This is a genomic window from Vibrio paucivorans, assembly GCF_054053395.1.
Genome location: NZ_CM133231.1, coordinates 40,943 through 64,798, shown reverse-complemented (window position 1 = coordinate 64,798; position 23,856 = coordinate 40,943). Strand labels below are relative to the sequence as shown.

Here is a 23,856-nt window from a genome sequence, read left to right as displayed (position 1 = left end):
GAGCGTCCAAATAGGAAAACTGGAGACAAACAATGAAAGGTGATATCGGTGTAATTGGCCTAGCAGTAATGGGTCAAAACCTTATCCTAAACATGAACGACCACGGCTTCAAAGTAGTGGCTCACAACCGTACTGCTGCGAAGGTAGATGAATTCCTTGAAGGTCCAGCAAAAGGCACTAACATCGTTGGTGCTTACTCTCTAGAAGAGCTAGTAGAGAAGCTAGAAGCACCACGTAAAGTGATGCTAATGGTTCGTGCGGGTGCTGTTGTTGATGCGTTCATCGACAACCTAATCCCACTTCTAGACGAAGGCGACATCATCATCGACGGTGGTAACACTAACTACCCAGACACAAACCGTCGCGTAGCGCATTGTCGTGAGAAAGGCATCCATTTCATCGGTACTGGTGTATCTGGTGGTGAAGAAGGCGCGCGTTTTGGTCCTTCAATCATGCCGGGTGGTGCTGCTGAAGCTTGGGAAGCGGTTAAGCCAATCTTCCAAGGTATCTCTGCAAAAACTGACGCTGGTGAACCTTGTTGTGACTGGGTTGGTAACGACGGTGCTGGCCACTTCGTTAAGATGGTACACAACGGCATCGAATACGGCGACATGCAGCTTATCACTGAAGCGTACCAGTTCATGAAAGATGGCCTAGGTATGTCTGCTGATGAAATGCAGGCAGTATTTGCTGACTGGAACAAGACTGAGCTAGACAGCTACCTTGTTGAAATCACTGCAGACATCCTTGGCTACAAAGATAAAGACGGTGAAGCGCTAGTTGAGAAAATCCTAGACACTGCAGGCCAAAAAGGGACTGGTAAGTGGACAGGTATCAACGCACTAGACCTAGGTATTCCTCTAACACTTATCTCTGAGTCTGTATTCTCTCGTTGCCTATCTGCACTGAAAGATCAACGTGTTGAAGCTGAATCTCTATTCGGTAAGACAATCACACCAGTTGAAGGCGATAAGCAAGAGTGGGTTGACGCACTGCGCCAAGCTCTACTTGCTTCTAAGATCATCTCTTACGCTCAAGGCTTTATGCTAATGCGCGAAGCTTCTAACGAGAATGGTTGGGACCTAAACTACGGTAACGTAGCACTAATGTGGCGTGGTGGTTGTATCATCCGCTCTGCATTCCTAGGTAACATCCGTGATGCGTACGAAGCGAACCCAGATATCGCATTCCTAGGTTCAGATGATTACTTCAAAGGCATCCTACAAAACAGCCTGAGCGCATGGCGCAAAGTAGCGGCTAAGTCGCTAGAAGCTGGTATCCCAATGCCTTGTACTATCTCTGCACTTTCGTTCCTAGATGGTTACACGACAGCTCGCCTACCAGCGAACCTACTTCAAGCTCAACGTGACTACTTCGGTGCTCACACTTACGAGCGTACTGACCGTCCACGTGGTGAGTTCTTCCACACGAACTGGACTGGTACAGGCGGCGATACAGCGTCTACTACTTACGACGTTTAATAACAAAATCTCATAAACGAAAAGGATGCCTGTAGGCATCCTTTTTTATTTTGTTGTGTTTACAACTCCAACAGCCTTGAAGCGCTATGCATCCCGCTCTTTTGGTTTGTTCTTATCTTTAAATATATCAGCAAGATAGACCACCGCACTCACGACTAAGCACATCACCGATGCAAACAGTAATGCTGGCATTCCTAATACCCATGCAAAGGTCGCAGTAAGAAATGCGATAAAGCAGATGAACCGACTTGATGACATTACATGACCGAGTTTCTTGTTCATAACGCCCCCTTAATGACCGTTTTTTATTGCACAATCATTGTCTCATTTATGACCAGAAAAGCAGCTAAATAAACCTCAAAAAAGGTTATTTAATGACCAACATCAAACTTTAGAGGTCACCGTTCCATTAACAGAATCGACAGTAATCATGGGGTGGATAAAAGCAATTGGGTAAGCCCTTTTACTCAGCCTATAATTAAATTGATAAGGATGAGGTTGAATATGCCTCAACCTTTAAACTTGTTCTTAACGTGCATGAATCCATCACAGACTGATGAGATTCATTTTTCCAGGAAGGTGTAATGTTACTTAATTGAGGTTCTTGAAATGACGATAAATAAATACTTTGTTTTTGTACCGAGCGCACAACAAGATGAGCCAGAACAAACCAACAAAGCTATCTCAGAAGCGGAAACTCAACGTCAGGCTTTATTAAAACAAGTCCAGCAAGATGGTGGCTTGTCAGGCTAATATTCACCAGGCTGTAAATTGAACGCACACCGCCCGAAAAAGCGGTGTGCGTTTTTTTGTTTAGTTACTGGTGACGTATCTTAGGATTTCAACCACTTGCTGTGGCGTCTCTGCCCACGCCATTGCTGCCGCATCGACCTCTTTAAGAGGGTGGATGATGCCTTCATCATGAAGCGTAATAAATGGCTTATCGAGCGCAGCAAGCATTCCTGCATCGAACGCTGCGTTCCACTGACGGTATTTGTCACCAAACCTGACGACACCAATATCACACTGCTTGATTAGATTCTTAGTACGAATCGCGTTCACTTTTGATGACTGGTGGTCACGCCAAAACTGCACATCATTTTCTCTGAGGTGATCACCCGCGGCATCGCTAGAGTCGTGGTCCGTATTCGCTGAGTAAAACTCAACATCCAATTCTAAACGAGCCGCTCCTGCAATGATTTGCTCACGCCAGTCGGTGTGGATCTCACCGCTCAAATATACTTTCCAACTCATTGTTATTCCTTATTATTTGGGTTTGTTGCAATGACATCCGCTCGGATAACCGAAGTTTCTACCACTAAGTCTGCCAGTAACTTGCGGCTATCTAAATAGTGTTGCGTTTGTTTGTGTACCTGCAGTGCTTGCTGATCTTGATAGATTTCGTACAAATAGAAGTCTTGTGGTGACTCTTGATCCTGCACAACATCAAATCGATAGCACTCAGGCTCATTTGTCACTGATGCTTGAGCGTTTTCTGTAATTATCGATTTATAGCGTTCTTCACTGCCCGGTTTCACTCGGTTACGGACAATAATGCAATACATCTTACCTTCTCCATGGCACTTATTTGAAATCACACTCAATTATTGTATACAATTTAAATCAAAATAAAATACAAAGGATGTAAATAATGAAAAGGCCAGCCCCGTTTAATGGAATGAGACACATCGCGTTAGTGGTACAAAAGTTTGAAGAGTGTGAAGCGTTTTATACTGACATCATGGGAATGGAGATTTTAAGGCGCGCGAATGACAACCTTGTCTATTTAACGTGTGGCAATGATAACCTCTCTCTCGGACGAGCTCGCAGCCAACGAGTCTGCTCGCCAATCAGTGTCGACCATTTCGGCTTTGTTGTGAACAGTAAGCAAGAGCTGCAAGATTGGTATGAGTTTATGCAGGCTAAGGGCGTTACACTGCTTGATGAGCCGCACGACCACAGTGATGGCGCGCGCAGCTTTCATTGCAAGGATCCAGAGGGCCATGTGATTCAGCCACTCTACCACCCGGCAGTATCACACCAAACGCTAAGCTAGCTCTCTACTTCGGGTAACGTTAGTTAGAGATGATACCTATCGCTTTTAGCTTTCGATAAATGGTGTTGCGGCTTACGCCCAATAAGCGTGATGTTTTACTTACGTTACCTTGAGTGGCTTCAAACGTTTGAAGCAACGTGGAATCAATAGTCGACTTTAAATCTGTTTTTTTGGCAGCTCCCACTAGCTGTCCGCTCCCTTGTGCTATGGGTATACCTAGAGTTTGATTGAGTAATGAACTCGGTAAATGGTGAAGCGCTAACTCCGCTTCATCACTTGCTAACAAGCTCGAGACTTTCAGGACGTTATCCATCTCCCTTAGATTCCCAGGCCATGTATGCTGATCAAACGCTTCTATTAAGCTAACAGAAAGCTTCTGCCCGACTTCAGCATATTTGGCGTGTATGGCTTGATACAGCGCCTTCTTATCAGCCCTATCGCGCAATGCTGGTAAGTTCAATACCAGACCATTCAATCGATAATACAAATCCTGCCTAAATTCCCCCCTCTCCACTAACTGCTCTAGATTCTTGTGTGTCGCAGCGACAACTTGAATATCAACTTGATGACTCTGAGTTGAGCCCACCGGTACTACCACTTTTTCTTGTAAGACATGCAGCAAGCGGCACTGCGCTTCAAGCGGCATGTCAGCAATCTCATCTAGGAACAAGATCCCTTTGTCCGCTTGACGTACCTTACCGATATAACCTTTACTACTCGCCCCTGTAAACGCACCCGGGACGTGTCCAAACAACTCTGATTCAACCAGGTCCTTCGGCAATGCACCACAGTTCACCGTCACAAGCGGCGCATTTTTCTTCGCACTGTTCTTGTGTAATGCCTTAACGAACTCACCCTTACCTACGCCCGTCTCTCCTAGGATCAATACGCTAACGTCTTTGTCGATCACTTTGTTCGCTTGCTGCCATGCATGCTCAATCGTGCTGTCGCCATAATGCAAATCACTGGATGCAGACACCGTTTTACGTACCGCGACTTTGCTATCCAGATATTGCTTTTCAAACACTAAAGACGAGGAATATTTGGTTTCCTCAAGTATCGCATCCAAACTAGAGCCTATTGCTGAATTTAATGACAACAACTGCGATGCTACCTGATTGTGTGCGACAACTAAGCCTGATTGATCAGCAATCACAATCCCCTGCCAGCCACTATTGAGCAAAGCTTTTTCACAGGCTAGATCGACTCGGATCGAACCTTCTGGAATGTGACTCAAAAGGTGATTCTCGACCAACTGAACCATATTCTGGACTAGGACTTGTGTGGTTACATCATGTTGTTGCTGCTCACTGGTGATGTCTAACACCCCACGCAAATTTCCCATGTGGTCGAGCACTGGACTAGCAGAACAACTGATGAACTGATGCTGCTTAATAAAATGTTGTTCACCAATCACAGAAATTGGCTTGGCTTCTACCAACGCGGTGCCTATTGCATTGGTGCCTTTCAGCCTTTCCAACCAACAACTCCCCGTACCAAGTGCAATACTCGTCAGCTTCTCTTGAAAGCGTTCCTGCCCCCAACTTGCTATAACGACCCCTTCGTTATCGGTCAGAATCAAACGGCTATCTGTACGAGCGAACATTTGATTAAACAACGGTAACGCAAAACGTTCGACTACCTCAATCAAAGTGCGGGCTTGTTGTTTGCGCTGTTTAAGAAGCGGTTCTGAAATCCGGGTATCTTCCGGTAATTTTCGCTGTTTTAAACCCGCATCACTACTTCTCACCCATGAAGAAGATAACCAAGATGGTGTGTCATTAACTTGAAGCTGCATAACTGTTCCATTTCGCCACAGTACGGGTGTTCCATTATGGAACACTTGAACAATGCACGGGTGTGCTACGGCTTGCCCAATTTTGCGCACATTAAAACCATTAACGTTTTGCAATCATAGTTTTACAATTATTTAACAACAAACTTTTCCTTCTTGGCGTGTGATTTGCGTTTATCAATTTGAAAAGGAAACTCGCCAAGTGCGTGTTTTAAACAAAAACGATGAACATCAATACGTTCACTAGAAGGATCTCAATATGATTTATGCACAGCCGGGCAGCGAAAACTCAGTCGTTAATTTCAAGAGCCACTATGATAACTACATCGGTGGCGAATGGGTAAAACCGGTTAATGGCGAATACTTCGATAACAGTTCCCCTGTCAACGGAAGTAATTACTGTAAAGTAGCGCGTTCATCGGCGGAAGATATTGAATTGGCTCTTGATGCCGCACACGCGGTAAAGGCTAGTTGGGCAGCGACAAGCGTAACAGAACGCTCAAATATCCTACTTAAGATCGCCAACCGAATTGAACAGCACCTTGAAGAATTAGCGGTGGCTGAAACTTGGGAAAATGGCAAACCAGTACGAGAAACGCTGGCCGCAGACTTACCGTTGGTTGTAGACCATTTCCGTTATTTTGCGGGCTGTATTCGCGCGCAGGAAGGCAGCGCGGCTGAGCTAGACGCGAATACCGCGAGCTACCACTTCCCGGAACCAATCGGTGTCGTTGGGCAAATCATCCCTTGGAACTTCCCTATGCTAATGGCGGCATGGAAACTTGCTCCAGCTCTCGCTGCGGGTTGTTGTGTCGTACTTAAACCAGCCGAGCAAACGCCAACATCTATTCTGGTGCTGATGGAGAAGATCGGCGACCTTATCCCAGCTGGCGTCGTGAACGTGGTGAATGGTTTTGGTAGTGAAGCTGGTCAAGCACTGGCAACTAGCCAGCGAATCGCGAAACTTGCTTTCACCGGTTCGACAGAAGTCGGTAACCATATTCTGAAATGTGCTGCCGATAGCTTGATCCCATCAACAGTCGAGTTAGGCGGTAAGTCACCGAATATCTACTTCCCAGATGTCTTCAACTATGAAGATGAATACCTAGATAAGTGCGTAGAAGGGATGCTGTTGGCTTTCTTCAACCAAGGTGAAGTGTGTACCTGCCCATCTCGTGTATTAATCCATGAGTCTATCTACGACCAGTTCATTGCTAAAGTTGTTGAACGCGCGAAGACCATTAAGCAAGGAAACCCACTCGATACTGACACACAAGTTGGTGCTCAAGCTTCTCAGGAGCAATTTGATAAGATCCTCAGCTACCTAGAAATTGGCCGCCAAGAAGGCGCACAAGTTTTAGTTGGTGGTGAAATTGCCAAACAAGACGACGACTTGGGCAATGGTTACTATATCCAGCCGACGATGCTCAAAGGCGATAACAAAATGCGCGTATTCCAAGAAGAGATCTTTGGACCTGTTATTGCCATCACAACGTTTAAAGATGAAGCAGAAGCACTGGCGATTGCCAACGACACCGAGTACGGCTTAGGCGCAGGTGTTTGGACACGTGATGCAAACCTTGCCTACAGAATGGGTCGTAAAATCGAAGCTGGGCGTATCTGGGTTAATTGCTACCACGCGTACCCAGCACATGCGGCATTCGGTGGATACAAAAAGTCTGGTATCGGACGTGAAACTCACAAAATGATGCTCGACCACTACCAAAATACCAAGAACCTGCTGATTAGCTACGACGTTAACCCACTTGGCTTCTTCTAAGCACTCCAAATAGCGCTCAAAAGAAACCTGAACGTTTAGGTTCAAAACTCAGAAAGCACCCTCGGGTGCTTTTTTATTTAACCAATCGAACTGCAACCATGCGTCTATACTAGAGTTAAGCCCATAAACGAAAGAGCTAGAAAAATGCAATCAGCGATGCTGAATACGCTTTGGTTGATGTTACTTATTGGCTTCTCATTCTCTGCTCAAGCGAATTCATTATCCGGAAAACATCTAACTATTTGTGGTGATGCTATCGACTGGCCTCCATACACCTACGTTCATGAAGATATGGTGAAAGGGGTAGACGTTGAAGTACTAAAGTTGATCCTGCCAAAACACGATATCAGCTACGAAATCATTATGACCTCATGGGCGCGCTGCCTTAAAGGCGCGGCAATGGGACAATATGACATAGCACTCAGCGCCAGTTACAGCGAAGAGCGCAGTCAATACTACCTCTACACAGATTCTTACTACTCTATCCGCCCACTTTACATCTACTCCGAGCTTGCCTTTCCTGATGCCCCTCCCGTGAAGCAACTAAGTGATCTGTACAACTACCGCGTGTGCGGCATATTCAGTTATAACTATGCGGATTTTAAGTTAGATGCAAGTGCGATTGAACAGAACACCCATTCAGTGTTTGAAACCTTACAAGAGATAAAACACGATCATTGCGACGTGTTTTTGATGTGGCACGAAATCTTAGATGGGTTTGAGAGAATCTGGGATGTGGATTACACCACTAATGAGTTTCAAGTTGCCGAAATAGCCGACCTTGCTCCACACAAATTCTATATGATGGTGTCAAAAAAGAATCCACAAGCAGAAAGCATTAAAACGCTACTCAATATCGAGATTGGCGAACTGAAAGAATCTGGTGAGTTGGATAAGATTATTCAAAGCCACCTTAAATAGTGATTCTGAAACAGTTGTTGCTAAAAACAAAAAAGCCCTCGCATCAAGCGAGGGCTTTTTCTAAATACTCAGCAATCTATTATGCTTCGTTACCGCGTCCACGACCATGGCCACGTTCGCCACGGTAGTTACCACGGTGGTCGCCACCACGGTTACGGTCGAAACGACGCTCACCATCACGGCCGCCTTCGCGGTTGCCACGGTATCCGCCTTCACGGTTACCATCGCGGTTACCACGGTAGCCACCGCCGTCACGGTTGCCACGACGCTCGCCACCACGGCCACCTTCACGGTTACCACGGTAGCCACCGCCATCACGACGTCCGCCGTCACGACGACCACGAGGCTCACGGAAGTCATCGAAGTCACACACTACTGCGCCTACTTCTTTTTGACGAATACGTAGCTTGCGTAGTTTACCTGCCGTTTCAGAGTTCATCGCTTTTGGAAGCTGTACGTAAGTTTGGCCTTGAGCCAGCTTGATCGCACCGATAGAACCTTTAGTTAGGCCAAGCTCGTTTGCTAGTGCACCAACGATATCTTTAACTTGAACGCCTTGCTCGCGGCCAACTTGAAGCTGGTAAGTATCCCAGTCTTGGTTGTTGAAGCTACGACCACCGTCACGACGACCATCACGGCCACCTTCACGACGCTCTTTACGACGTTGCTTGTCACGTTCAATTGCTTCAATCATTGGATCAGCACCAACGTAGAACAATGGACGCTTACCTTGCTGACGCTTAAGCAGGATTGCAGCTAGAGTTGCTGCATCAAGCTCTAGAGATTCTTGTAGCTGTTCAACTAGCTCAGTGAATTTCTCTAGTGATTTGTGTTCTTTCTCAGCTTCTAGCTCAGCACCTAGTTTAACTAGACGAGCTTGTGCTACTACGTCACGTAGAGGAAGTTGGATTTCTTCCATTGATGACTTAGTTACGCGCTCGATAGTGCGAAGCATGCGGATTTGGTTAGTGCGAACAAGAAGGATCGCTTTACCTTTACGTCCAGCACGGCCAGTACGACCGATACGGTGGATGTATGACTCAACATCGAATGGAATGTCGTAGTTGAATACGTGAGTGATACGTGGAACATCTAGGCCACGTGCCACAACGTCAGTTGCAACTAGGATATCAATCACACCTTGCTTGATGTGGTCTACAGTACGCTCACGAAGAGACTGAGGAATATCACCGTGTAGTGCTGCTGCTTTGAAGCCACGAGCTTGTAGCCAATCAGCTAGACGCTCAGTGTCTTGACGAGTACGTACGAATACGATTGACGCGTCAGTTTCTTCAGTCTCTAGAAGACGAGTCATTGCTTCGTCTTTCTCTACACCTTTAACAACCCAGAACTGCTGCTCTACTTTGTCTACTGTGTGGTTCTTACCAGCAACGTCTACGTACTCTGGTTCACGCAAGAAACGATCAACGATCTTCTTAAGCATTGGAGGCATAGTTGCAGAGAACAATACACGTTGTGCAGTTTCTGGAGCATGCTCCATGATCTCTGTTACGTCGTCAACAAAGCCCATGTTCAGCATTTCATCTGCTTCATCTAGAACAAACGTGTGTACTTCGTCTAGGTGTAGACGGTCACGGTTGATCAAGTCTTGGACACGGCCAGGAGTACCAACAACAACGTGTGCACCAGATTTAAGAGCGCGCATTTGATCTACGATAGATGCACCACCGTAGATTTCTAAAACTTTAAGACCCTTGATGTTTTGACCAAGGTTTTTCATCTCTGCAGCAACCTGAATCGCAAGCTCACGAGTAGGAGCAAGTACCACAGCTTGTGGTTTATGTTGATCAAGGTCTAGCTTGTTAAGCAGAGGAAGAGAGAAAGCAGCTGTTTTACCAGTACCAGTTTGAGCTTTACCTAGCGCATCTTTACCTTCAAGAAGGTGCGGAATAGCCGCAGCTTGAATTGGAGTTGGAGATACGAAACCCATTCCGTCTAGAGCAGAAAGGATTGAATCGTTCAGGTCAAGTTCGCTGAACTGAATTACAGAATCTTGCATTGGGATCCCACTATATTAATTAACAAAAGGTCCCACGTGCTCTACCAATTCCAATACCAATCCAGTTTTGAGCTGATTCCATTCAGATGCGGAGTAGTGTTAAAACGCATCAAGCCGCTAGGGACGACAACTTAGGGAGGCGGATTATTCCTTAAATGCATAAAAAAAGCCAGAAAAAATTGAAATACATCACAATTTTTTCTCTAAACCGATAAAAATGGTCATATATACATCATAGCGCCCATTTTTCGAGCCTTTTTCACCCTATGGCGAAGCAAAAAATTCATGCTGGAAAAACACCCTTTTTCTAGCATTACCGCCCCTCAATGATTATAGTGAGCGCAATTAATCACGTTAGAAAAGATAAGATGTTTCAAGATAACCCACTACTCGCTCAGCTTAAGCAACAGATCCAAGAAACCCTGCCTAAGAAAGAAGGAACCATCAAAGCCACAGACAAAGGTTTTGGCTTCCTAGAAGTAGACAGCAAAACAAGCTTTTTCATCCCGCCTCCATACATGAAAAAGTGCATGCATGGCGACAAAGTTGTGGCGATCATCCGCACTGAAAAAGAAAAAGAAGTCGCTGAGCCGGAAGAGCTAGTAGAACAAGGTTTGAACCGTTTTATCGGTCGCGTGAAAATGTTCAAAGGTAAATTGAACGTAACGCCAGATCACCCACAACTGAAAAAACAATCTTTGAAAGCCAAAGTCAAAAAGGGTTTAAACCCAGAGCACTTTGCTGAAGGAGATTGGGTTGTTGCACATCTTATCCGCCATCCGTTAAAAGGCGATAACGGCTTCTTCGTAGAAATCTCCGAAAAGATCACTGACGCGAACGATAAAATCGCGCCATGGTGGGTAACGCTAGCGCAAAACGATCTACCAAACAGTGAACCAGCAGGTATTGATAACTGGTCACTAAAAGACGATGAAGCACTTGAAAGAATCGATATGACGCACGTACCGTTCGTTACTATTGATGGGGCGTCTACTAAAGACATGGACGATGCGCTTTACGCAAAGAAAACCGAATCGGGTGACTTTGAACTGACTATCGCGATTGCCGACCCTACTGCATACATTACGCCGGAAGATGAAATGGACAAAGTGGCGCGCGAGCGCGGCTTCACTATTTACCTACCGGGTCGCAACATTCCAATGCTTCCTCGTGACCTTGCAGACGACCTATGTTCACTGATTGAAGACGAAGTGCGCCCAGCTCTTTGCTGTAGCGTTACAGTGTCGAAAGATGGCGTAATCAACGACGACATCAAGTTCTTCGCTGCGAACATCAAATCACACGCTCGCCTTGTTTACGACCAAGTCTCCGACTGGCTAGAAAACGGTTCAAGCGATGAGTGGCAACCAAACGAACAAATCAGCACTATTGTTCGTGACCTATACGAATTCTCTCTTGCTCGTGCAAATTGGCGTGAAGAAAATGCAGTCGTCTTCCCGGATCGCCCTGATTACCGCTTTGAACTGAGTGAAGATAACAACGTTGTGGCGATTCATGCAGACATGCGCCGCTCAGCTAATCGTCTAGTTGAAGAATCAATGATCACAGCTAACATCTGTGCTGGTAAAACGCTACAAGCGACGTTCAATAGTGGTGTATTCAACACCCACGCAGGCTTCAAACCAGAAAAGATTGCAGACGTTGTTGAGCTGGTTAACCCGCGAGGTGAGCTTCCATATAGCGCAGAAAGCATTGCAACACTTGAAGGTTTCTCTGCTCTACGCCGTTGGTTAGGCAAACAAGAAACCAGCTACCTAGATAACCGTATTCGTAAGTCTCAGGCATACAGTGGAATCGGCAACCAGCCACTTCCACACTACGCAATGGGATTAGATATCTACGCAACGTGGACATCACCAATTCGTAAATACGGCGATATGATCAACCATCGCATGCTAAAAGCGCACATCTTAGGTAAAGAACCCGTTCAAACTCCGGATGAGACGGTCGGTGAAGAACTGGCCCTGCATCGTAAGCACCACAAAATAGCCGAGCGCAACGTTGGTGACTGGTTATACGCTCGTACGCTAGCTGAAGAGCCAAGCAAAGCCACAACATTCACTGCTGAGATTTTTGATATAAACCGAGCGGGTATGCGTATTCGCTTAATCGAAAACGGCGCGGCAGCGTTCATTCCTGGCTCACTTATCCTAGATAACAAAGAGCGTTTGGTATGTAACTCCGAAGAGGGTTCTATTTCCATCGACAATGAAGTTGTTTACCGCTTAGGTGACACGCTTGAGGTTGTATTGACGGAAGTAAACCAAGAAAACCGTAGTTTAGTCGCTAAGACAACTCAAGTGTTTGCAGACAGTAAACCCGCGGAAACTGAATCTGCGCCTGAGTAATCAGCACCGCACACCCATCGAAAAAGGCGCTATGAAATAGCGCCTTTTTTATTGTTCTGCATTCGGTGTTCTACATGTTTTGGTTTACCAAAAATACGATTTGGGGTCTTTTTCAACTTCGCGGGTTAATGCGGTAAGATCAGAACTACGCGCCAAATATGGGTACGGTACCCAAGCCTCTTCAGGCTCTTCTTCCGATGGGATTTTCAACTCCCACTTCTCAGATTGCACATCCCATGTAATACGTGCCACCAAACTGGAATAATCGCAATGGCTCGAATCCAGCAAGTAGTGCTGCTTAATAAATTGGACACCATTTTCTAGTGGCTCAAAACTCGATTTCCCCAGTTCCACTGGCAAACCTTTGTTTCGATTTTGACAGACTACCCGAGCGCGGCTTTCAACTTGCCGTTGCAGTAGATTCACTAGGATCATCTCAGCGCCTCCCATCGAGTGACTTTGCCTTAATATTAGTTCAGTCTCATCATAGGCATAAGTCAAATTCACAACTTGGCTCGTTTTCACAAAACTGTCATCTAATCGACATAAGATACTCGGGCTTATTTACAATCTACGGAGTTCATTATGTTTCGAGTCGCACTTGCTGCCCTCTTATCTACTACATTCTTTACCAGTGCTGTTGGGGCAAGTGAAATCAACGTTTCCGGCTCAACCTCTGTAGCGCGTGTGATGGATGTTCTTGCTGAAGACTATAATGCCAACCACAAAGATACGTACATTGCTGTACAAGGTATTGGCTCAACTGCAGGCATTACTCTAGTGAAAAAAGGTGTCGCGGACATCGGCATGAGCTCTCGCTACCTCACTGAGCGTGAGCAAAGTACAGACCTAAAAGTCACCCCCATTGCATTCGATGGTTTAGCCGTTGTCGTGAATCAATCCAATACCGTAGCCGATCTCTCACGCGAGCAACTGTTTGATATCTACAAAGGGAAAATCACTAACTGGAAACAAGTAGGTGGCGCAGACCAAAAAATCGCAGTAGTAACACGTGAAGCCTCTTCAGGTACCCGTTACAGCTTTGAAAGCCTGCTTGGCCTAACAAAGATCGTGAACGACAGACTGGTTTCCGACATCAACCCAGACAACCTAGTGGTCAACAGCAACAGCATGGTGAAAACCATCGTCAACCACAACAAACAAGCGATTGGGTTTATCTCAACAGGCTCAGTAGACCGCTCAATCAAAGCATTAAAATTTGAAGGTACAGAAGCTACCAACGCCAACATTGCCAATGGTAAGTATGAGCTTTCTCGCCCATTCCTAATGGTTTATCAGCCAGAAGACCTAGATGAGCAAGCTGATAGTTTCCTAAATTACCTAAATTCAGAGCAAGCCAAATCTCTTATTGCTGAATACGGCTATACGCCAGTCAAAAAATAGCACAAAAAAAGGAGAGCTTTCGCTCTCCTTTTTCTTTTCAATTCACTTTAAAAATGCAACTGAATCACAGATACCACTACCGCACCTGGGCGACGGATACCTTCAATTTCTACTTTGATTTCACGCTCAATCTCTAAACCTTTTTTAATAGGCGTTACTTTTAGCAGAGTACTTTTTGCTCGTACATTATTACCAGACTTCACTGGGTACGGGAAACGCACTTGGTTCAAGCCAATGTTTACCACCATTTTTGCCGTTGGGAATTGAGCGTGCTCAGGATCAACACTGTCTGTCAGGCGTGGTAATAAAGATAACGTTAAGAAACCATGAGCAATGGTCGTTTTAAATGGAGACTCAGATTCCGCACGGCTTGGATCCGTATGAATCCACTGCATGTCTTCAGTCACCTGACCAAACTGGTTGATACGCTCCTGATCAACAGAAATCCAATCACCTACATGGATCACTTCACCAATCTGCTCTTGCAGTTCTGCATAAAGTGCTTGTGCTTCTGGCTTTAGAACAATTGGTTCTGGAATTGGCGCGTCTTCATTCACTGCAGGTTGCTGGAAATCACGTACCCAAGAAAACAGGTGGCTGCTGTTCGTCTTATTCAAAAACTCTCCCCAGTACTCACGAAGAGTAGGAGACATCCACTGCACAAACTCGTTGTGGTGTTTTGATAACGATTCACCACGATGCTTAAAAAGATTCGCGACTTTCATAAATAACCTCAGAAAATACTTAAGGAGTTAATAACCCATTAATTTTGAAGCAGTTCACAAATATGTGCAAATACTTTATTGCGTACACCCGTTAACTGAACTGTGTTTTATTTAAATTTTTCAAAAACTTATAAATAAAACATTATTTTATTAGAACAGGATCATTTAGAGTTAAAAGACTAGATTTTCATCAAAAATGTGAACAACATCTCCTAAACCAGCTCTTAACATCTGCACATTAGTTGGCCACTTAAACCAAAACCACTCAATTTATCCTTTACAACATTTATGCCAATACCTATTATACGTCCCGCAACGGAGAGATGGCTGAGTGGTTGAAAGCACCGGTCTTGAAAACCGGCATACGTTAATAGCGTATCTAGGGTTCAAATCCCTATCTCTCCGCCAAACACATGAAGAAAGACGCCTTAGGGCGTCTTTTTTTTGTACCTAAAATCTTGAATTATAAAATGTTACGTCGTTTTATGGCTTGTTTCCTAGCTTAATAGCGTAGCATTTTAGGTACACCCTTGGGTACATTGTCCGTATGTTCAATTTAACGGTGTACCATCATGGCAAAACAAGTAAAGCCTCTTACGGAAACACAAATTAAAAATGCTAAGCCAAAAAGTAAGGAATACATTCTTTCTGATGGAAATGGCCTTCGCCTCAGAGTGAAGCCGAACGGCACAAAAACATGGTTACTAAATTATACTCATCCAATATTATCCAAGCGTATCAATTTTACGTTAGGTACTTATCCAACGACTTCTCTAAAGATAGCGCGAGAAAAAACTCGCGGAGCACGTGAACTCATAGAGCAAGGTATCGATCCTAAAACTCACAAGGATAAGCAAGCATTACAAGAAAAAATGCGCTTAAACATGACATTAGGTAAAGTGGCTGAAAGTTGGCTAGACGTGAAAAAAAGTAGTGTTTCTAGTGATCACGCTGATGATATCTATCGTTCTCTAGAGATTCACCTTTTACCAGAGTTAGGCAATATACCTATCTCAGAGCTGACACCGCAGCTTGTTATTCAGACACTCAAACCATTAGAGCGTAAAGGTAGGCTAGAAGTACTACGCCGTGCTTGCCAGCGTCTGAATGAGATCATGAAATTTGCTAAAAACACTGGCTATATTGAAGTTAACTGTTTAACTGACATAAAAGACGCTTTCAAAAAGCCACAAGCAATACACATGAAAACGTTGCCGCCAGAAGCGTTACCAGAGCTTATGTTTGCCCTATCACGGGCTCGTATCTTTAGCACAACCCGTTGTTTGATATTATGGCAACTTCATACCATGGTTCGCCCCTCTGAAGCAGCAGGAGCAAGATGGGATGAAATTGATTGGGCTAAAAAGTTATGGCGTATCCCTGCAAAAAGAATGAAAAAAAAGCGCGAGCATTGCGTTCCTTTATCAACGCAGATGCTAGCTTTACTCAATGAAATGAAAGCGATTAGTGGGCATGGTGTCAGTGAGTTTATCTTTGCTTCCCATAAAGATGGATCACGTCCATGCTGTAACGCAAGCGTAAATATGGCGCTAAAGCGTATGGGTTTTAAGGGACGATTGGTATCTCATGGATTGCGTTCACTCGCTAGTACGACGTTGAATGAACAATCTCAATTCACCGGGGACCTAGTAGAAGCAGCTTTAGCCCATGCGGATAAGGATAAAGTGAGAGCAGCGTACAATCGTACTCAGTATGTTGAGCAACGACGAGAAATGATGCAGTGGTGGAGTGACCACATTGATGATTCAACCCAGTTTAATGAAGCTTATTCCGTTTAGCTTAAATGTTCCTTTTTATTTTTGATTGAACTTTGAACAACAAAGTGCATGTGATAGCATACTGGATTTATTGGGTAGTGTTTATTTGAGAGGTGTCTATGGTTACGTACGAGGAGCTGCTACAGAAGTTGAAAGTTCAAAGTGAAGGGGTTCTGGATCTTAGGCGTTGGTTGGTCGACCATGCGAATGAGCTATTAGATGTTACTAAACAAAAATTAGGCTGCGAGGATGTTTGTTTTAAAGCTTGGGGTGATGAAGTCGTTAAACATCCTTTTCCGTTGTTCCTTTCTCCAGTTGGAAAAGTGGATGAATTTCTACACTATCCTGATATTGATGAGCATGGCTTTGTTAAATTCTGGTTTAACGTGAAAATCTCTGACAGAAGTAATATTACTTATTACCCAATGTATATTGGTCGAAAGGATGGTGAGCCTGTCTTTTTGTTGTTTGATTCTGCAGATGACCGTTTAGACCGAGATTTAAGTAAATGGTTTTCTTTAGATGAAGCATCTAATTGCCTTATTGAATGGATTGATAAATCTGTTAGTGTTGACACTGCTAATTCACATTTTTTGTAAAAAAAAGAGAGGGCTTGTTTGCTCTCTCTTTTTTTATTTAGCCTTGAAACAAGGCGAATATTTCAGACTTAAACGCTAGCGCTACGATTAGGCCAGCTATCCACCAAAGACGATTGTCTAGCTTAGCTATTTGCGCATCTTGTCTATCTAAACGTTTCTCTAGCGACTTCATGTCGCCTTTTAACTCGGTGCGTAAAGATTGGTTATCTTCTTTCATTTCTTTACGTAGCGAATCAATACTGGAATCTATTTTAGAGTCCAGTTTGTGTTCAACAGACTGGAGTTTGTTCTCAACTGTCAGTAAGTCTTCACGTGTCGCTAAGCCATCAAATCGTTTGTTAGTCTCTTTGATTTCTTCTTGAACCGCTTGGACTTCTTCGCGGGTGGCATTGTGTTGCGCCTGGTCAAACAACAGCTTGAGTAAGTCTTTCTGTGTTATTTGGTCGTTGTTATGTTCTGACATAAATACCTCGATATTCTCGACGATAAGTTAAGTGTGGCAGCCTAGGTCGAGGCACTAGACGTTCGGTAGCGAACCTAGCCACCCTCTAATCATATCAAAAGTAACCAATGTATCCAACGTTAACTAAGGCCGCTTTAGAGCGTCCTGGGTAAGTTGGTCCAGTTTACTTTTTAACTCTTCAATTTCTGAACTTAAGTCAGACTGGATGCGGTTTATCTTGTCGTTTAACTCCTTACGGCTGAATAGCTCATCAATTTGATTTCTCTTCGCTCGACCTTCCAGTAGAGCGACTAATTGATCTGCAGTGAGTGTGATCTTGTCAGTTTCATTCTCCATGTGTTACGTTTCCTTAACCTATGGGCATTGGTGCACATTTGACAATTAAAGTGTTGACATTGTTGCATATGGTTGCAACTATTTTACCCCAGAACCCCAGAACCCCAGAACCCCAGAAGGGGTAGGTATACTTCCAGAGTCTTGCCGGACTCTGAAGGTGTCGAGAGTGATAGAGTCCGGCAAGACTCTATCGAGTGTTTAACAATTTAATAAGGAAAAGCTTATGTTCAATTGGTTAAAGTCAGTCATGACTAAAGCCACTATTTGGGCGAAAAAGTTATTTTCGTCAGGTAAAGAACCTCCTAGTCGAGTAGATGAGCCTGGAATCTCATTGAATGATTTGGTGGAGTCTATTGCTCAGACAGCAAAACAACTCGCCACTGCAGTAAAGCAGATTGCTTATTGGGGCTTTCAATTGCTTGCCAAGTTTGTACCGTGGCCACAACCACGGTTCAATCTTGCAGCCATTACGTCTTCTGAGGTAAAGAACACCTACAGGTGGCTTGAGGGAAAGCCCTTAGGACTTGTTGCGTAATCTATAAACCCGATACGTATCAGGTCCTAAAAAGCAAAGGGCAAACTAATGGAATTTCATACAGTTACTAATTTGACACACTCTCATTTTATTAACTGATATGGAGAACATTAAATGTTTACTTGGCTCAAAGAAGCTTACCTAACTACTGTACAAGCAGTGAAATACGCAGCTAAAGCTGTTTACAAAACCGCTAAGGCTCTCTTTAGCTTTGCTAAAGAGAAGGCCAAGGAGAACCCTAAAACAGCGCTTGCGATTGCTGCTATAGGAACTGGTTGGATATTTTTTGTTTTCGCGGGGCCTATTGCCGCCTATCTAGGTAAGAAAGGTTTGTTAGGTCTAGCGGGTACTGGTACTGAAATTATTACTTTAAATGGTCAACCTTTAGTTGACGCATCATTAAAGGCAATTGGTTTCGGCATCAGTGTTAAGGTTGGTGTAGCAGTAATTACCACGGTGGGTGCAGTCTTAGGCTTCGGTATTGGATGGCTTGTTACAAAGCTATTCAAGAAAAGACAGCCTGAGCTTGCTATGTACAACGAGGGAGTTTTATTGCTGAACTAATCATTTAATCCTATGGAGATAGTTAACGCTATCTCCATATTTCTCTACGGTCTTGTAGATTTCTAGTACCACCGAATAAGATTCATTGAGTAGTACACCTAAGTAATATAGACCTATAATTTTTTGATATTACTTTTCACTGCGTTTTTTCTTGAGCCAAGGCCGCTCAATCAAAAGAGCAAAGAGGACAATTAAAGGAAATACTGTAAACGCATACTCACCTAAAGAGCTCCAGAAAAAGTGCGCTCCAAGCGCAACTATGATCGAAACAATAAGTAGTAAAAGTCTATCTTTTATCCAGCTCATCCTTGCTTCCTTAGTAACTCGTGTCCTTTCTGTTGTCTCAGAGCGTCATCAGCAGCCCATGAGGGCAAACCTAGTTCTTGAAATGCTTTCTTTAATTCTTCTGAGCTGCACGAAGTTGCTCTTTTTGAAGCCATGAGCGCAGATCCAATAATAGCTCCAGCGTAATATGCAGAGTATAGACCTGCTCCCTTTGTACCTAGTCTAGCCCCTTTAGATATTGCAGATAGTGGGACGTCGTGGGCTTTTGTCATTAAAGCTACATCAATACTTGCTAATGCTCCTGACATTGTAGTGACACTACCAAATATAGTTTTAGGGACAGGTAGCCCCATTGCCTCTAAGTTACTTTCAATATTATACGTAAAGTTATCTACGTTGAATTTACAAATACTCATGAAATTAATCCCTTATATAGATAAGAAACTTTTACCATACTCACCTGATTTCACAAGTGATTTATAGGGCTATTTCTACTTTTACGAAAGTGGCTCCCTGATCCCCACCCACCCTAATAAGTGAGCAAAAAGTAAGCGTGATTAATCACACGCTCAGGGTAGTATTGACGTTGAATCAAGCTCTGTAACTCACGTCCTACACGTTCGATTTCATGCAAATGTTTCAAGTAATCCGATTCTGTATAAGGGTAAAGTGGCTCACTATCAAGCCACTCTATACCGTTTAAAAATAACGATTTAAATTCATTCGTAACCTTTACGTAAGAGCCCAGGACTTTCCCGCCCTGGTACTGACTACGACAGGTGACGACTTCCAGTAATCCCCTTGCCTTCATTTCACTCAAGCAACGAGATACATTCTCCTGCGACGTCGAAGTTAACGCCGCAATCTCTTTTTCACTGTAGAACGCACAATCTAAACGCCAGTTTAACTGCAGTGCGACAAATGTAGCGATCTTAATCAAATTCAATCGATAGTCCAAACGCAACGGTAAACCACTAAAGTACTCCCGCACGTTAGCGTTCGCTGTAGCTGAGCCCATCAAGCGTTCTACGCTTTCCTTTCGCCAAATACGCAACGAACTATTCAGTGGCGATTGTGGCAATACCACATCCCACTTAGACGGCGTTTCATCGATACCAATCGCATTCCTGACCGTTTTGAAAACGTCCTTCTCTCGATACGGACGCGCTTCAAACGGCTTTGCTATCAGTGAGTATTTGATAGAAAACGCGGTATAACCCCCGTCTGAGTGCAGTATCGCTACTGACTCAGTACTGAATTGATTTATAACAACTTTCATTTAATTACATTCAGGAATTAAAGCTCTAATGATAGCTGTTTAATCAAGTGTGAGTACAAGTCAGGGCTTCAATATGAGAGGTCGTATCTATCCTTCATATTCCGTAAGATAAGGTTTTCTGAATTAAACAAGGAAGTAGATATGGACCAATTTATCATTAACAAAATTGGTGAAGCTATGACTAAAATACCGCACCCACAATACGGACACACGGAAGATTCTAGTCTCATGTGGCGTAAAGAGTTTATCTACGAGTTACTGAGTGACAATTTGAACATCCCCATTACTGCGAGTGAATGGACCATGTTGGTTACCAACTATGATAATCGTGAGATGGCAGAGAGAGGGTATTCTGGTGCGTTCTCGTATGGTGCAGAGTTAAGCTATACCGCACTGTGCCAAATATTTACGGATTTAAAGGGACAGTTTGTTCAGTCCATTGTCATGCAGGACAGGGACGAATTTTACCGCCGGGTTAATATGTTATTAGATTACTTCAATCCTAATATCGGTGAACAGTGGGTGATTGAACATTATTCTCGCTGGATTAATCGTCAAAATTATAAAGAAGAATACAAGCACCAAACCCGCAATCTAGATCTTCATAATCAACAACCAATGAATCAAGCCCATCAGATAAACCATTCGCAATTTGAACACGATTCTAATCGTGCTCTATTTGGGAGTGAAAATGCGTGGGACGTCTTATCTGTTCCTGATGGGCAACCTATTGTAGATGTTGCTCACAACCAGATAGTCAATGGTAAAACTATGGCAATGAATGCCAACAACCACTACATGACCAGAAATAATCATCAAGTTTCAACTGAGCAGCTTAATGCTACTAATGAACGTAATCACACGATCATGCGTGAGGCGATTGAATCTATGATGGGTGTACCACCCGAAGAGCTTCCACAACAGACAAACTATGTTTCTTTCTGTCAAAAATACGGATTTAGACACCCTAGAGCTGATTTCAATGAGCATTTAAACGCACAACCCACCCACTATCCACCATTAACGAGAATAGCGTAATAACAAAAAACTATGTCGCTCAATGGGCTTTCTGTCCATTGAGTTTTATTGTGTGGGTTCCTTTCTGCTATTAGGAGTTAATAATAATGCCTGGATATTTATTGTCGGTGCCGGACATTGATAAATCGGTGGTAAGGCCGGTGGTGATTCAAGTGTGTAGTGCGTTAAAAACGCATTTGAATTTAGGACGGGATTGTGAATTGAGTTACGCGGGGGATACGTTAGCGATCCCACAAAGCGGGTCGTTTTTAAGTGAGAGAAACGATTTACCCAATGTGGGAAAAGGGGAAAACTCCTAATAGCAGAAAGGAACCCACACAGTGAGATGGAGTTAATCAGTACATAGAAAGTACTATTATATGTAGGGAAATAAAAAGCCTACGTTAGCACGTAGGCTTTTAGTTATCGTTCATAGAACTGAACATCTTATATTTTCCTTTTAAATTATTGTTCTTTTTTAAAGAACATAATCTGAATGATACAGTACGTATCATTTTAAATAAAAAAGCAACAGTTACTAAATTTGTAGTTATGGTGTAACTGCTAAAGTGCTACTAATTGTCAAGCCATGTTGGGTCTAGCCCTATGTAATCTCCTTCTCGGTTGAATTTTTCACCATATTTATTAGTGATGGTTCCTGTTGTATCGCAGGTGCAACCTTCACATGGATCGCATACGCAATCATCCTCTTCCATTCCTCTCATGATTTTACTCCTATGAATGATTTGAGAGTTAAGGCCATTAGTGGCCACCTATGAACCTCTGGTGTTGCGAGCACCAGAGGTTCTATTTTATCCCACACTCTGAGCAATGTCAGCAATTCCAGTTGCGCTTGATTGTGGATAGCGAGCAGCCGAGTTCTTTAGCTGCGGCGCTTTGACTAAACCCTTGTTCTCTAAGCTTCTGAACGCTATCAGTCGTTTTTATGGCCTTTGGTCTGCCTAGCTTCTTTCCTTCCTTCTTCGCACGTCTCAAGCCGTCCTGTGTACGCTCTCGAATACGGTTACGTTCAAACTCTGCGAATGAGCTAACCATCTGCAGCATGAGTTTGCCTTCTGAGCTAGATAGATCAGGTATAGGCAAGTCTAAGCACACAAGCTTTACACCGCGTTCTGATAGGTTAGAGACGGTGTTTTGTACATCGATGTTGTCACGGCCTAGGCGATCCAGCTTGGAAACTACCAGCGTGTCGCCTGGTTCGAGTTTGTGATCGACTAGATTCTTAAACTCTTTTCTCTTCATGGCTTCGACTGAGCCACTCACGGTTTCGCTGACTACTCTGTAATCTGGTATGTCATGCCCTGCTTCTTCAATGGTTCTGATTTGGTTTTCAACGGTTTGTTCTGTGGTCGATACGCGACAGTATGAGAATGTACGACTCATGATTTAGTCCTCTTTTAGTGTGTGTTCAATAAGGTGGTTTCATATAAAGAGGGGTATTAGTAAATCGCTAAGTATTTTTTGACACTAAATATTTCTGTGAAAGAACTGTGACCAGAACCGGGTGTTTGTTGCTACCTATGTCATGAGGTAAGCGGTATATTGACCTTTTAACCCTACGGGACAGATAGCCATGAGTTTGATTGAGATAGACGATATTGAAATGAAGTACTTTCCTTTGAATAAGGAGTTGGTTGTAGATGATGAGTTGTTAAGTATCGAGATTTACGAAGGGGATACGTCTGGACGTTGGATTCTAGAAGTCGTTGCTGAGTGCGGTACATCCACGGTATGGGATGAAGAGTTTGAAAGCGACCAAGCGGCTTTTGATGAAGCGCTAAAGACGATTAACGAAGAAGGGATCAAAGCTTTTAAGATTCAGCCAGCAGATAACCTTCACTAAAATAAAAGCCTTGCATTGTCAGCAAGGCTTTTAGTCACGCTGTACTTGTTTGTACATTTTGTATTTTCCTTTTAAATATTTATTAAAACAGCTACTTAGTTTGTTTTTGTAGCGTAACTGTCGCTATAGATATTAATTCATAACAGTACTCCTATATATTATGTGGATAGTTGCATATTTGTTAATGAAGCCGATCATCTTTTAAGATTTGGTGCACTCTGGAAGGTGTAACTTTCCATTTGTTACCAATTTCCTTAAGAGTCTTTCCGTTTCTTTGATCATTTAACATTGATACTTGACGCTCAAGCTTGGAGCACCTTTTTTCAAGAGTCTTAAGTTTTCTTTCAACTTCTTTTTGAAAAGATTCATTACACATTGGCTTTATCCTTTTGTGTTATGTTGGACTATAAGTAGTAGTCCGCTATGATCATTACTTATAATGATCTCCTAGGTCCCTATGGTGTTGTGAGCACCATAGGGACCTATACTTTATCTAACTTTTTGCATATTGTCATCGATGTTCTCAAAGAGAATTAACGTTGTTATTCGAGTGTACGATACCTATGTGACAAGCAATGTATCTAA

Annotated in this window: 26 protein-coding genes and 1 tRNA gene; 14 read left to right on the top strand and 13 right to left on the bottom strand. The window is 43.6% G+C overall.

Annotated features, from left to right (window positions below):
- Positions 1 to 32: 32 nt before the first annotated feature.
- Positions 33 to 1,481 (top strand): decarboxylating NADP(+)-dependent phosphogluconate dehydrogenase, encoded by a 1,449-nt coding sequence (gene gnd / locus ACXABW_RS15500; RefSeq protein ID WP_457525992.1) that lies wholly within the window; start codon positions 33 to 35, stop codon positions 1,479 to 1,481.
- Between the two features lie 84 nt (positions 1,482 to 1,565).
- On the opposite strand, the gene ACXABW_RS15495 is transcribed toward gnd, so the two are convergent.
- Positions 1,566 to 1,763, bottom strand: coding sequence for a hypothetical protein (locus ACXABW_RS15495; protein WP_457525990.1), 198 nt, complete (start codon positions 1,761 to 1,763; stop codon positions 1,566 to 1,568).
- Positions 1,764 to 2,090: 327 nt separating this feature from the next.
- Between ACXABW_RS15495 and ACXABW_RS15490 the strand changes: the two genes are divergently transcribed.
- Entirely contained in the window at positions 2,091 to 2,234 is a 144-nt protein-coding gene (locus ACXABW_RS15490) for a hypothetical protein (RefSeq protein WP_252033660.1), read from the top strand.
- A 60-nt stretch (positions 2,235 to 2,294) separates the two neighbouring features.
- On the opposite strand, the gene ACXABW_RS15485 is transcribed toward ACXABW_RS15490, so the two are convergent.
- Together ACXABW_RS15485 and ACXABW_RS15480 are read right to left on the bottom strand one after the other, a co-directional pair.
- Positions 2,295 to 2,735, bottom strand: a complete 441-nt coding sequence (locus tag ACXABW_RS15485) for a YtoQ family protein (protein ID WP_252033658.1) — start codon at positions 2,733 to 2,735, stop codon at positions 2,295 to 2,297.
- Between the two features lie 2 nt (positions 2,736 to 2,737).
- Positions 2,738 to 3,046, bottom strand: a complete 309-nt coding sequence (locus tag ACXABW_RS15480) for a putative quinol monooxygenase (protein ID WP_457525987.1) — start codon at positions 3,044 to 3,046, stop codon at positions 2,738 to 2,740.
- A gap of 86 nt (positions 3,047 to 3,132) precedes the next feature.
- Between ACXABW_RS15480 and ACXABW_RS15475 the strand changes: the two genes are divergently transcribed.
- Positions 3,133 to 3,537 carry a VOC family protein gene (locus ACXABW_RS15475; RefSeq protein WP_252033654.1) on the top strand — a complete coding sequence of 135 codons (405 nt, stop codon included), beginning with the start codon at positions 3,133 to 3,135 and terminating at the stop codon, positions 3,535 to 3,537.
- A 19-nt stretch (positions 3,538 to 3,556) separates the two neighbouring features.
- Here the strand turns inward: ACXABW_RS15475 and ACXABW_RS15470 are convergent, their stop codons facing one another.
- Entirely contained in the window at positions 3,557 to 5,335 is a 1,779-nt protein-coding gene (locus tag ACXABW_RS15470) for a sigma-54-dependent Fis family transcriptional regulator (RefSeq protein WP_457525985.1), read from the bottom strand.
- A gap of 256 nt (positions 5,336 to 5,591) precedes the next feature.
- Here ACXABW_RS15470 and exaC point away from each other — a divergent pair, with 256 nt between their 5' ends.
- Together exaC and ACXABW_RS15460 are read left to right on the top strand one after the other, a co-directional pair.
- Positions 5,592 to 7,112: an acetaldehyde dehydrogenase ExaC gene (gene exaC / locus ACXABW_RS15465; protein ID WP_457525983.1), complete on the top strand. Its 1,521-nt coding sequence runs from the start codon at positions 5,592 to 5,594 to the stop codon at positions 7,110 to 7,112.
- A gap of 144 nt (positions 7,113 to 7,256) precedes the next feature.
- Positions 7,257 to 8,033 (top strand): substrate-binding periplasmic protein, encoded by a 777-nt coding sequence (locus tag ACXABW_RS15460; RefSeq protein WP_457525981.1) that lies wholly within the window; start codon positions 7,257 to 7,259, stop codon positions 8,031 to 8,033.
- A gap of 79 nt (positions 8,034 to 8,112) precedes the next feature.
- On the opposite strand, the gene ACXABW_RS15455 is transcribed toward ACXABW_RS15460, so the two are convergent.
- Positions 8,113 to 10,053: a DEAD/DEAH box helicase gene (locus ACXABW_RS15455; protein ID WP_457525979.1), complete on the bottom strand. Its 1,941-nt coding sequence runs from the start codon at positions 10,051 to 10,053 to the stop codon at positions 8,113 to 8,115.
- Positions 10,054 to 10,421: 368 nt separating this feature from the next.
- On the opposite strand from ACXABW_RS15455, the gene rnb reads away from it, so the two are divergent.
- Positions 10,422 to 12,422: an exoribonuclease II gene (rnb, locus tag ACXABW_RS15450; RefSeq protein ID WP_457525977.1), complete on the top strand. Its 2,001-nt coding sequence runs from the start codon at positions 10,422 to 10,424 to the stop codon at positions 12,420 to 12,422.
- 84 nt (positions 12,423 to 12,506) lie between these two features.
- On the opposite strand, the gene ACXABW_RS15445 is transcribed toward rnb, so the two are convergent.
- Positions 12,507 to 12,854, bottom strand: a complete 348-nt coding sequence (locus ACXABW_RS15445; RefSeq protein WP_457527200.1) for a DUF3024 domain-containing protein — start codon at positions 12,852 to 12,854, stop codon at positions 12,507 to 12,509.
- A 153-nt stretch (positions 12,855 to 13,007) separates the two neighbouring features.
- Here ACXABW_RS15445 and ACXABW_RS15440 point away from each other — a divergent pair, with 153 nt between their 5' ends.
- On the top strand, positions 13,008 to 13,826 hold the full coding sequence (locus ACXABW_RS15440) for a phosphate ABC transporter substrate-binding protein (RefSeq protein WP_457525975.1): 819 nt from the start codon (positions 13,008 to 13,010) through the stop codon (positions 13,824 to 13,826).
- Between the two features lie 47 nt (positions 13,827 to 13,873).
- Here the strand turns inward: ACXABW_RS15440 and ACXABW_RS15435 are convergent, their stop codons facing one another.
- Entirely contained in the window at positions 13,874 to 14,551 is a 678-nt protein-coding gene (locus ACXABW_RS15435; RefSeq protein WP_457525973.1) for a MaoC family dehydratase, read from the bottom strand.
- A gap of 317 nt (positions 14,552 to 14,868) precedes the next feature.
- On the opposite strand from ACXABW_RS15435, the gene ACXABW_RS15430 reads away from it, so the two are divergent.
- From ACXABW_RS15430 to ACXABW_RS15420, 3 genes are all read left to right on the top strand, one after another.
- Positions 14,869 to 14,959 (top strand) — tRNA-Ser (locus tag ACXABW_RS15430).
- Between the two features lie 164 nt (positions 14,960 to 15,123).
- Positions 15,124 to 16,350 (top strand): integrase domain-containing protein, encoded by a 1,227-nt coding sequence (locus tag ACXABW_RS15425; RefSeq protein WP_457524208.1) that lies wholly within the window; start codon positions 15,124 to 15,126, stop codon positions 16,348 to 16,350.
- Between the two features lie 128 nt (positions 16,351 to 16,478).
- A complete protein-coding gene (locus ACXABW_RS15420; RefSeq protein ID WP_457524207.1) occupies positions 16,479 to 16,928 on the top strand; it encodes a hypothetical protein in 450 nt (149 codons plus the stop codon).
- Positions 16,929 to 16,965: 37 nt separating this feature from the next.
- Here the strand turns inward: ACXABW_RS15420 and ACXABW_RS15415 are convergent, their stop codons facing one another.
- Positions 16,966 to 17,391, bottom strand: coding sequence for a hypothetical protein (locus ACXABW_RS15415; protein ID WP_457524205.1), 426 nt, complete (start codon positions 17,389 to 17,391; stop codon positions 16,966 to 16,968).
- Positions 17,392 to 17,514: 123 nt separating this feature from the next.
- Positions 17,515 to 17,727 (bottom strand): hypothetical protein, encoded by a 213-nt coding sequence (locus ACXABW_RS15410; RefSeq protein WP_457524203.1) that lies wholly within the window; start codon positions 17,725 to 17,727, stop codon positions 17,515 to 17,517.
- Positions 17,728 to 17,950: 223 nt separating this feature from the next.
- On the opposite strand from ACXABW_RS15410, the gene ACXABW_RS15405 reads away from it, so the two are divergent.
- Together ACXABW_RS15405 and ACXABW_RS15400 are read left to right on the top strand one after the other, a co-directional pair.
- Positions 17,951 to 18,262, top strand: coding sequence for a hypothetical protein (locus tag ACXABW_RS15405; protein WP_457524202.1), 312 nt, complete (start codon positions 17,951 to 17,953; stop codon positions 18,260 to 18,262).
- A gap of 114 nt (positions 18,263 to 18,376) precedes the next feature.
- Entirely contained in the window at positions 18,377 to 18,826 is a 450-nt protein-coding gene (locus ACXABW_RS15400) for a hypothetical protein (protein ID WP_457524200.1), read from the top strand.
- Positions 18,827 to 18,955: 129 nt separating this feature from the next.
- Here the strand turns inward: ACXABW_RS15400 and ACXABW_RS15395 are convergent, their stop codons facing one another.
- The 3 genes from ACXABW_RS15395 to ACXABW_RS15385 form a co-directional block, all read right to left on the bottom strand.
- On the bottom strand, positions 18,956 to 19,132 hold the full coding sequence (locus ACXABW_RS15395) for a hypothetical protein (RefSeq protein ID WP_457524199.1): 177 nt from the start codon (positions 19,130 to 19,132) through the stop codon (positions 18,956 to 18,958).
- Positions 19,129 to 19,527, bottom strand: coding sequence for a hypothetical protein (locus ACXABW_RS15390; RefSeq protein WP_457524198.1), 399 nt, complete (start codon positions 19,525 to 19,527; stop codon positions 19,129 to 19,131). The genes ACXABW_RS15395 and ACXABW_RS15390 overlap by 4 nt, the downstream gene beginning before the upstream one ends.
- A 113-nt stretch (positions 19,528 to 19,640) precedes the next feature.
- On the bottom strand, positions 19,641 to 20,390 hold the full coding sequence (locus ACXABW_RS15385) for a helix-turn-helix domain-containing protein (protein WP_457524197.1): 750 nt from the start codon (positions 20,388 to 20,390) through the stop codon (positions 19,641 to 19,643).
- A gap of 141 nt (positions 20,391 to 20,531) precedes the next feature.
- Between ACXABW_RS15385 and ACXABW_RS15380 the strand changes: the two genes are divergently transcribed.
- Entirely contained in the window at positions 20,532 to 21,428 is an 897-nt protein-coding gene (locus tag ACXABW_RS15380; RefSeq protein WP_457524195.1) for a hypothetical protein, read from the top strand.
- Between the two features lie 813 nt (positions 21,429 to 22,241).
- On the opposite strand, the gene ACXABW_RS15375 is transcribed toward ACXABW_RS15380, so the two are convergent.
- Positions 22,242 to 22,811, bottom strand: a complete 570-nt coding sequence (locus ACXABW_RS15375; protein WP_457524193.1) for a recombinase family protein — start codon at positions 22,809 to 22,811, stop codon at positions 22,242 to 22,244.
- A 190-nt stretch (positions 22,812 to 23,001) separates the two neighbouring features.
- On the opposite strand from ACXABW_RS15375, the gene ACXABW_RS15370 reads away from it, so the two are divergent.
- Complete coding sequence (locus tag ACXABW_RS15370; protein ID WP_457524191.1) at positions 23,002 to 23,271, top strand: hypothetical protein; 270 nt, start codon at positions 23,002 to 23,004, stop codon at positions 23,269 to 23,271.
- Positions 23,272 to 23,856: the final 585 nt, after the last annotated feature.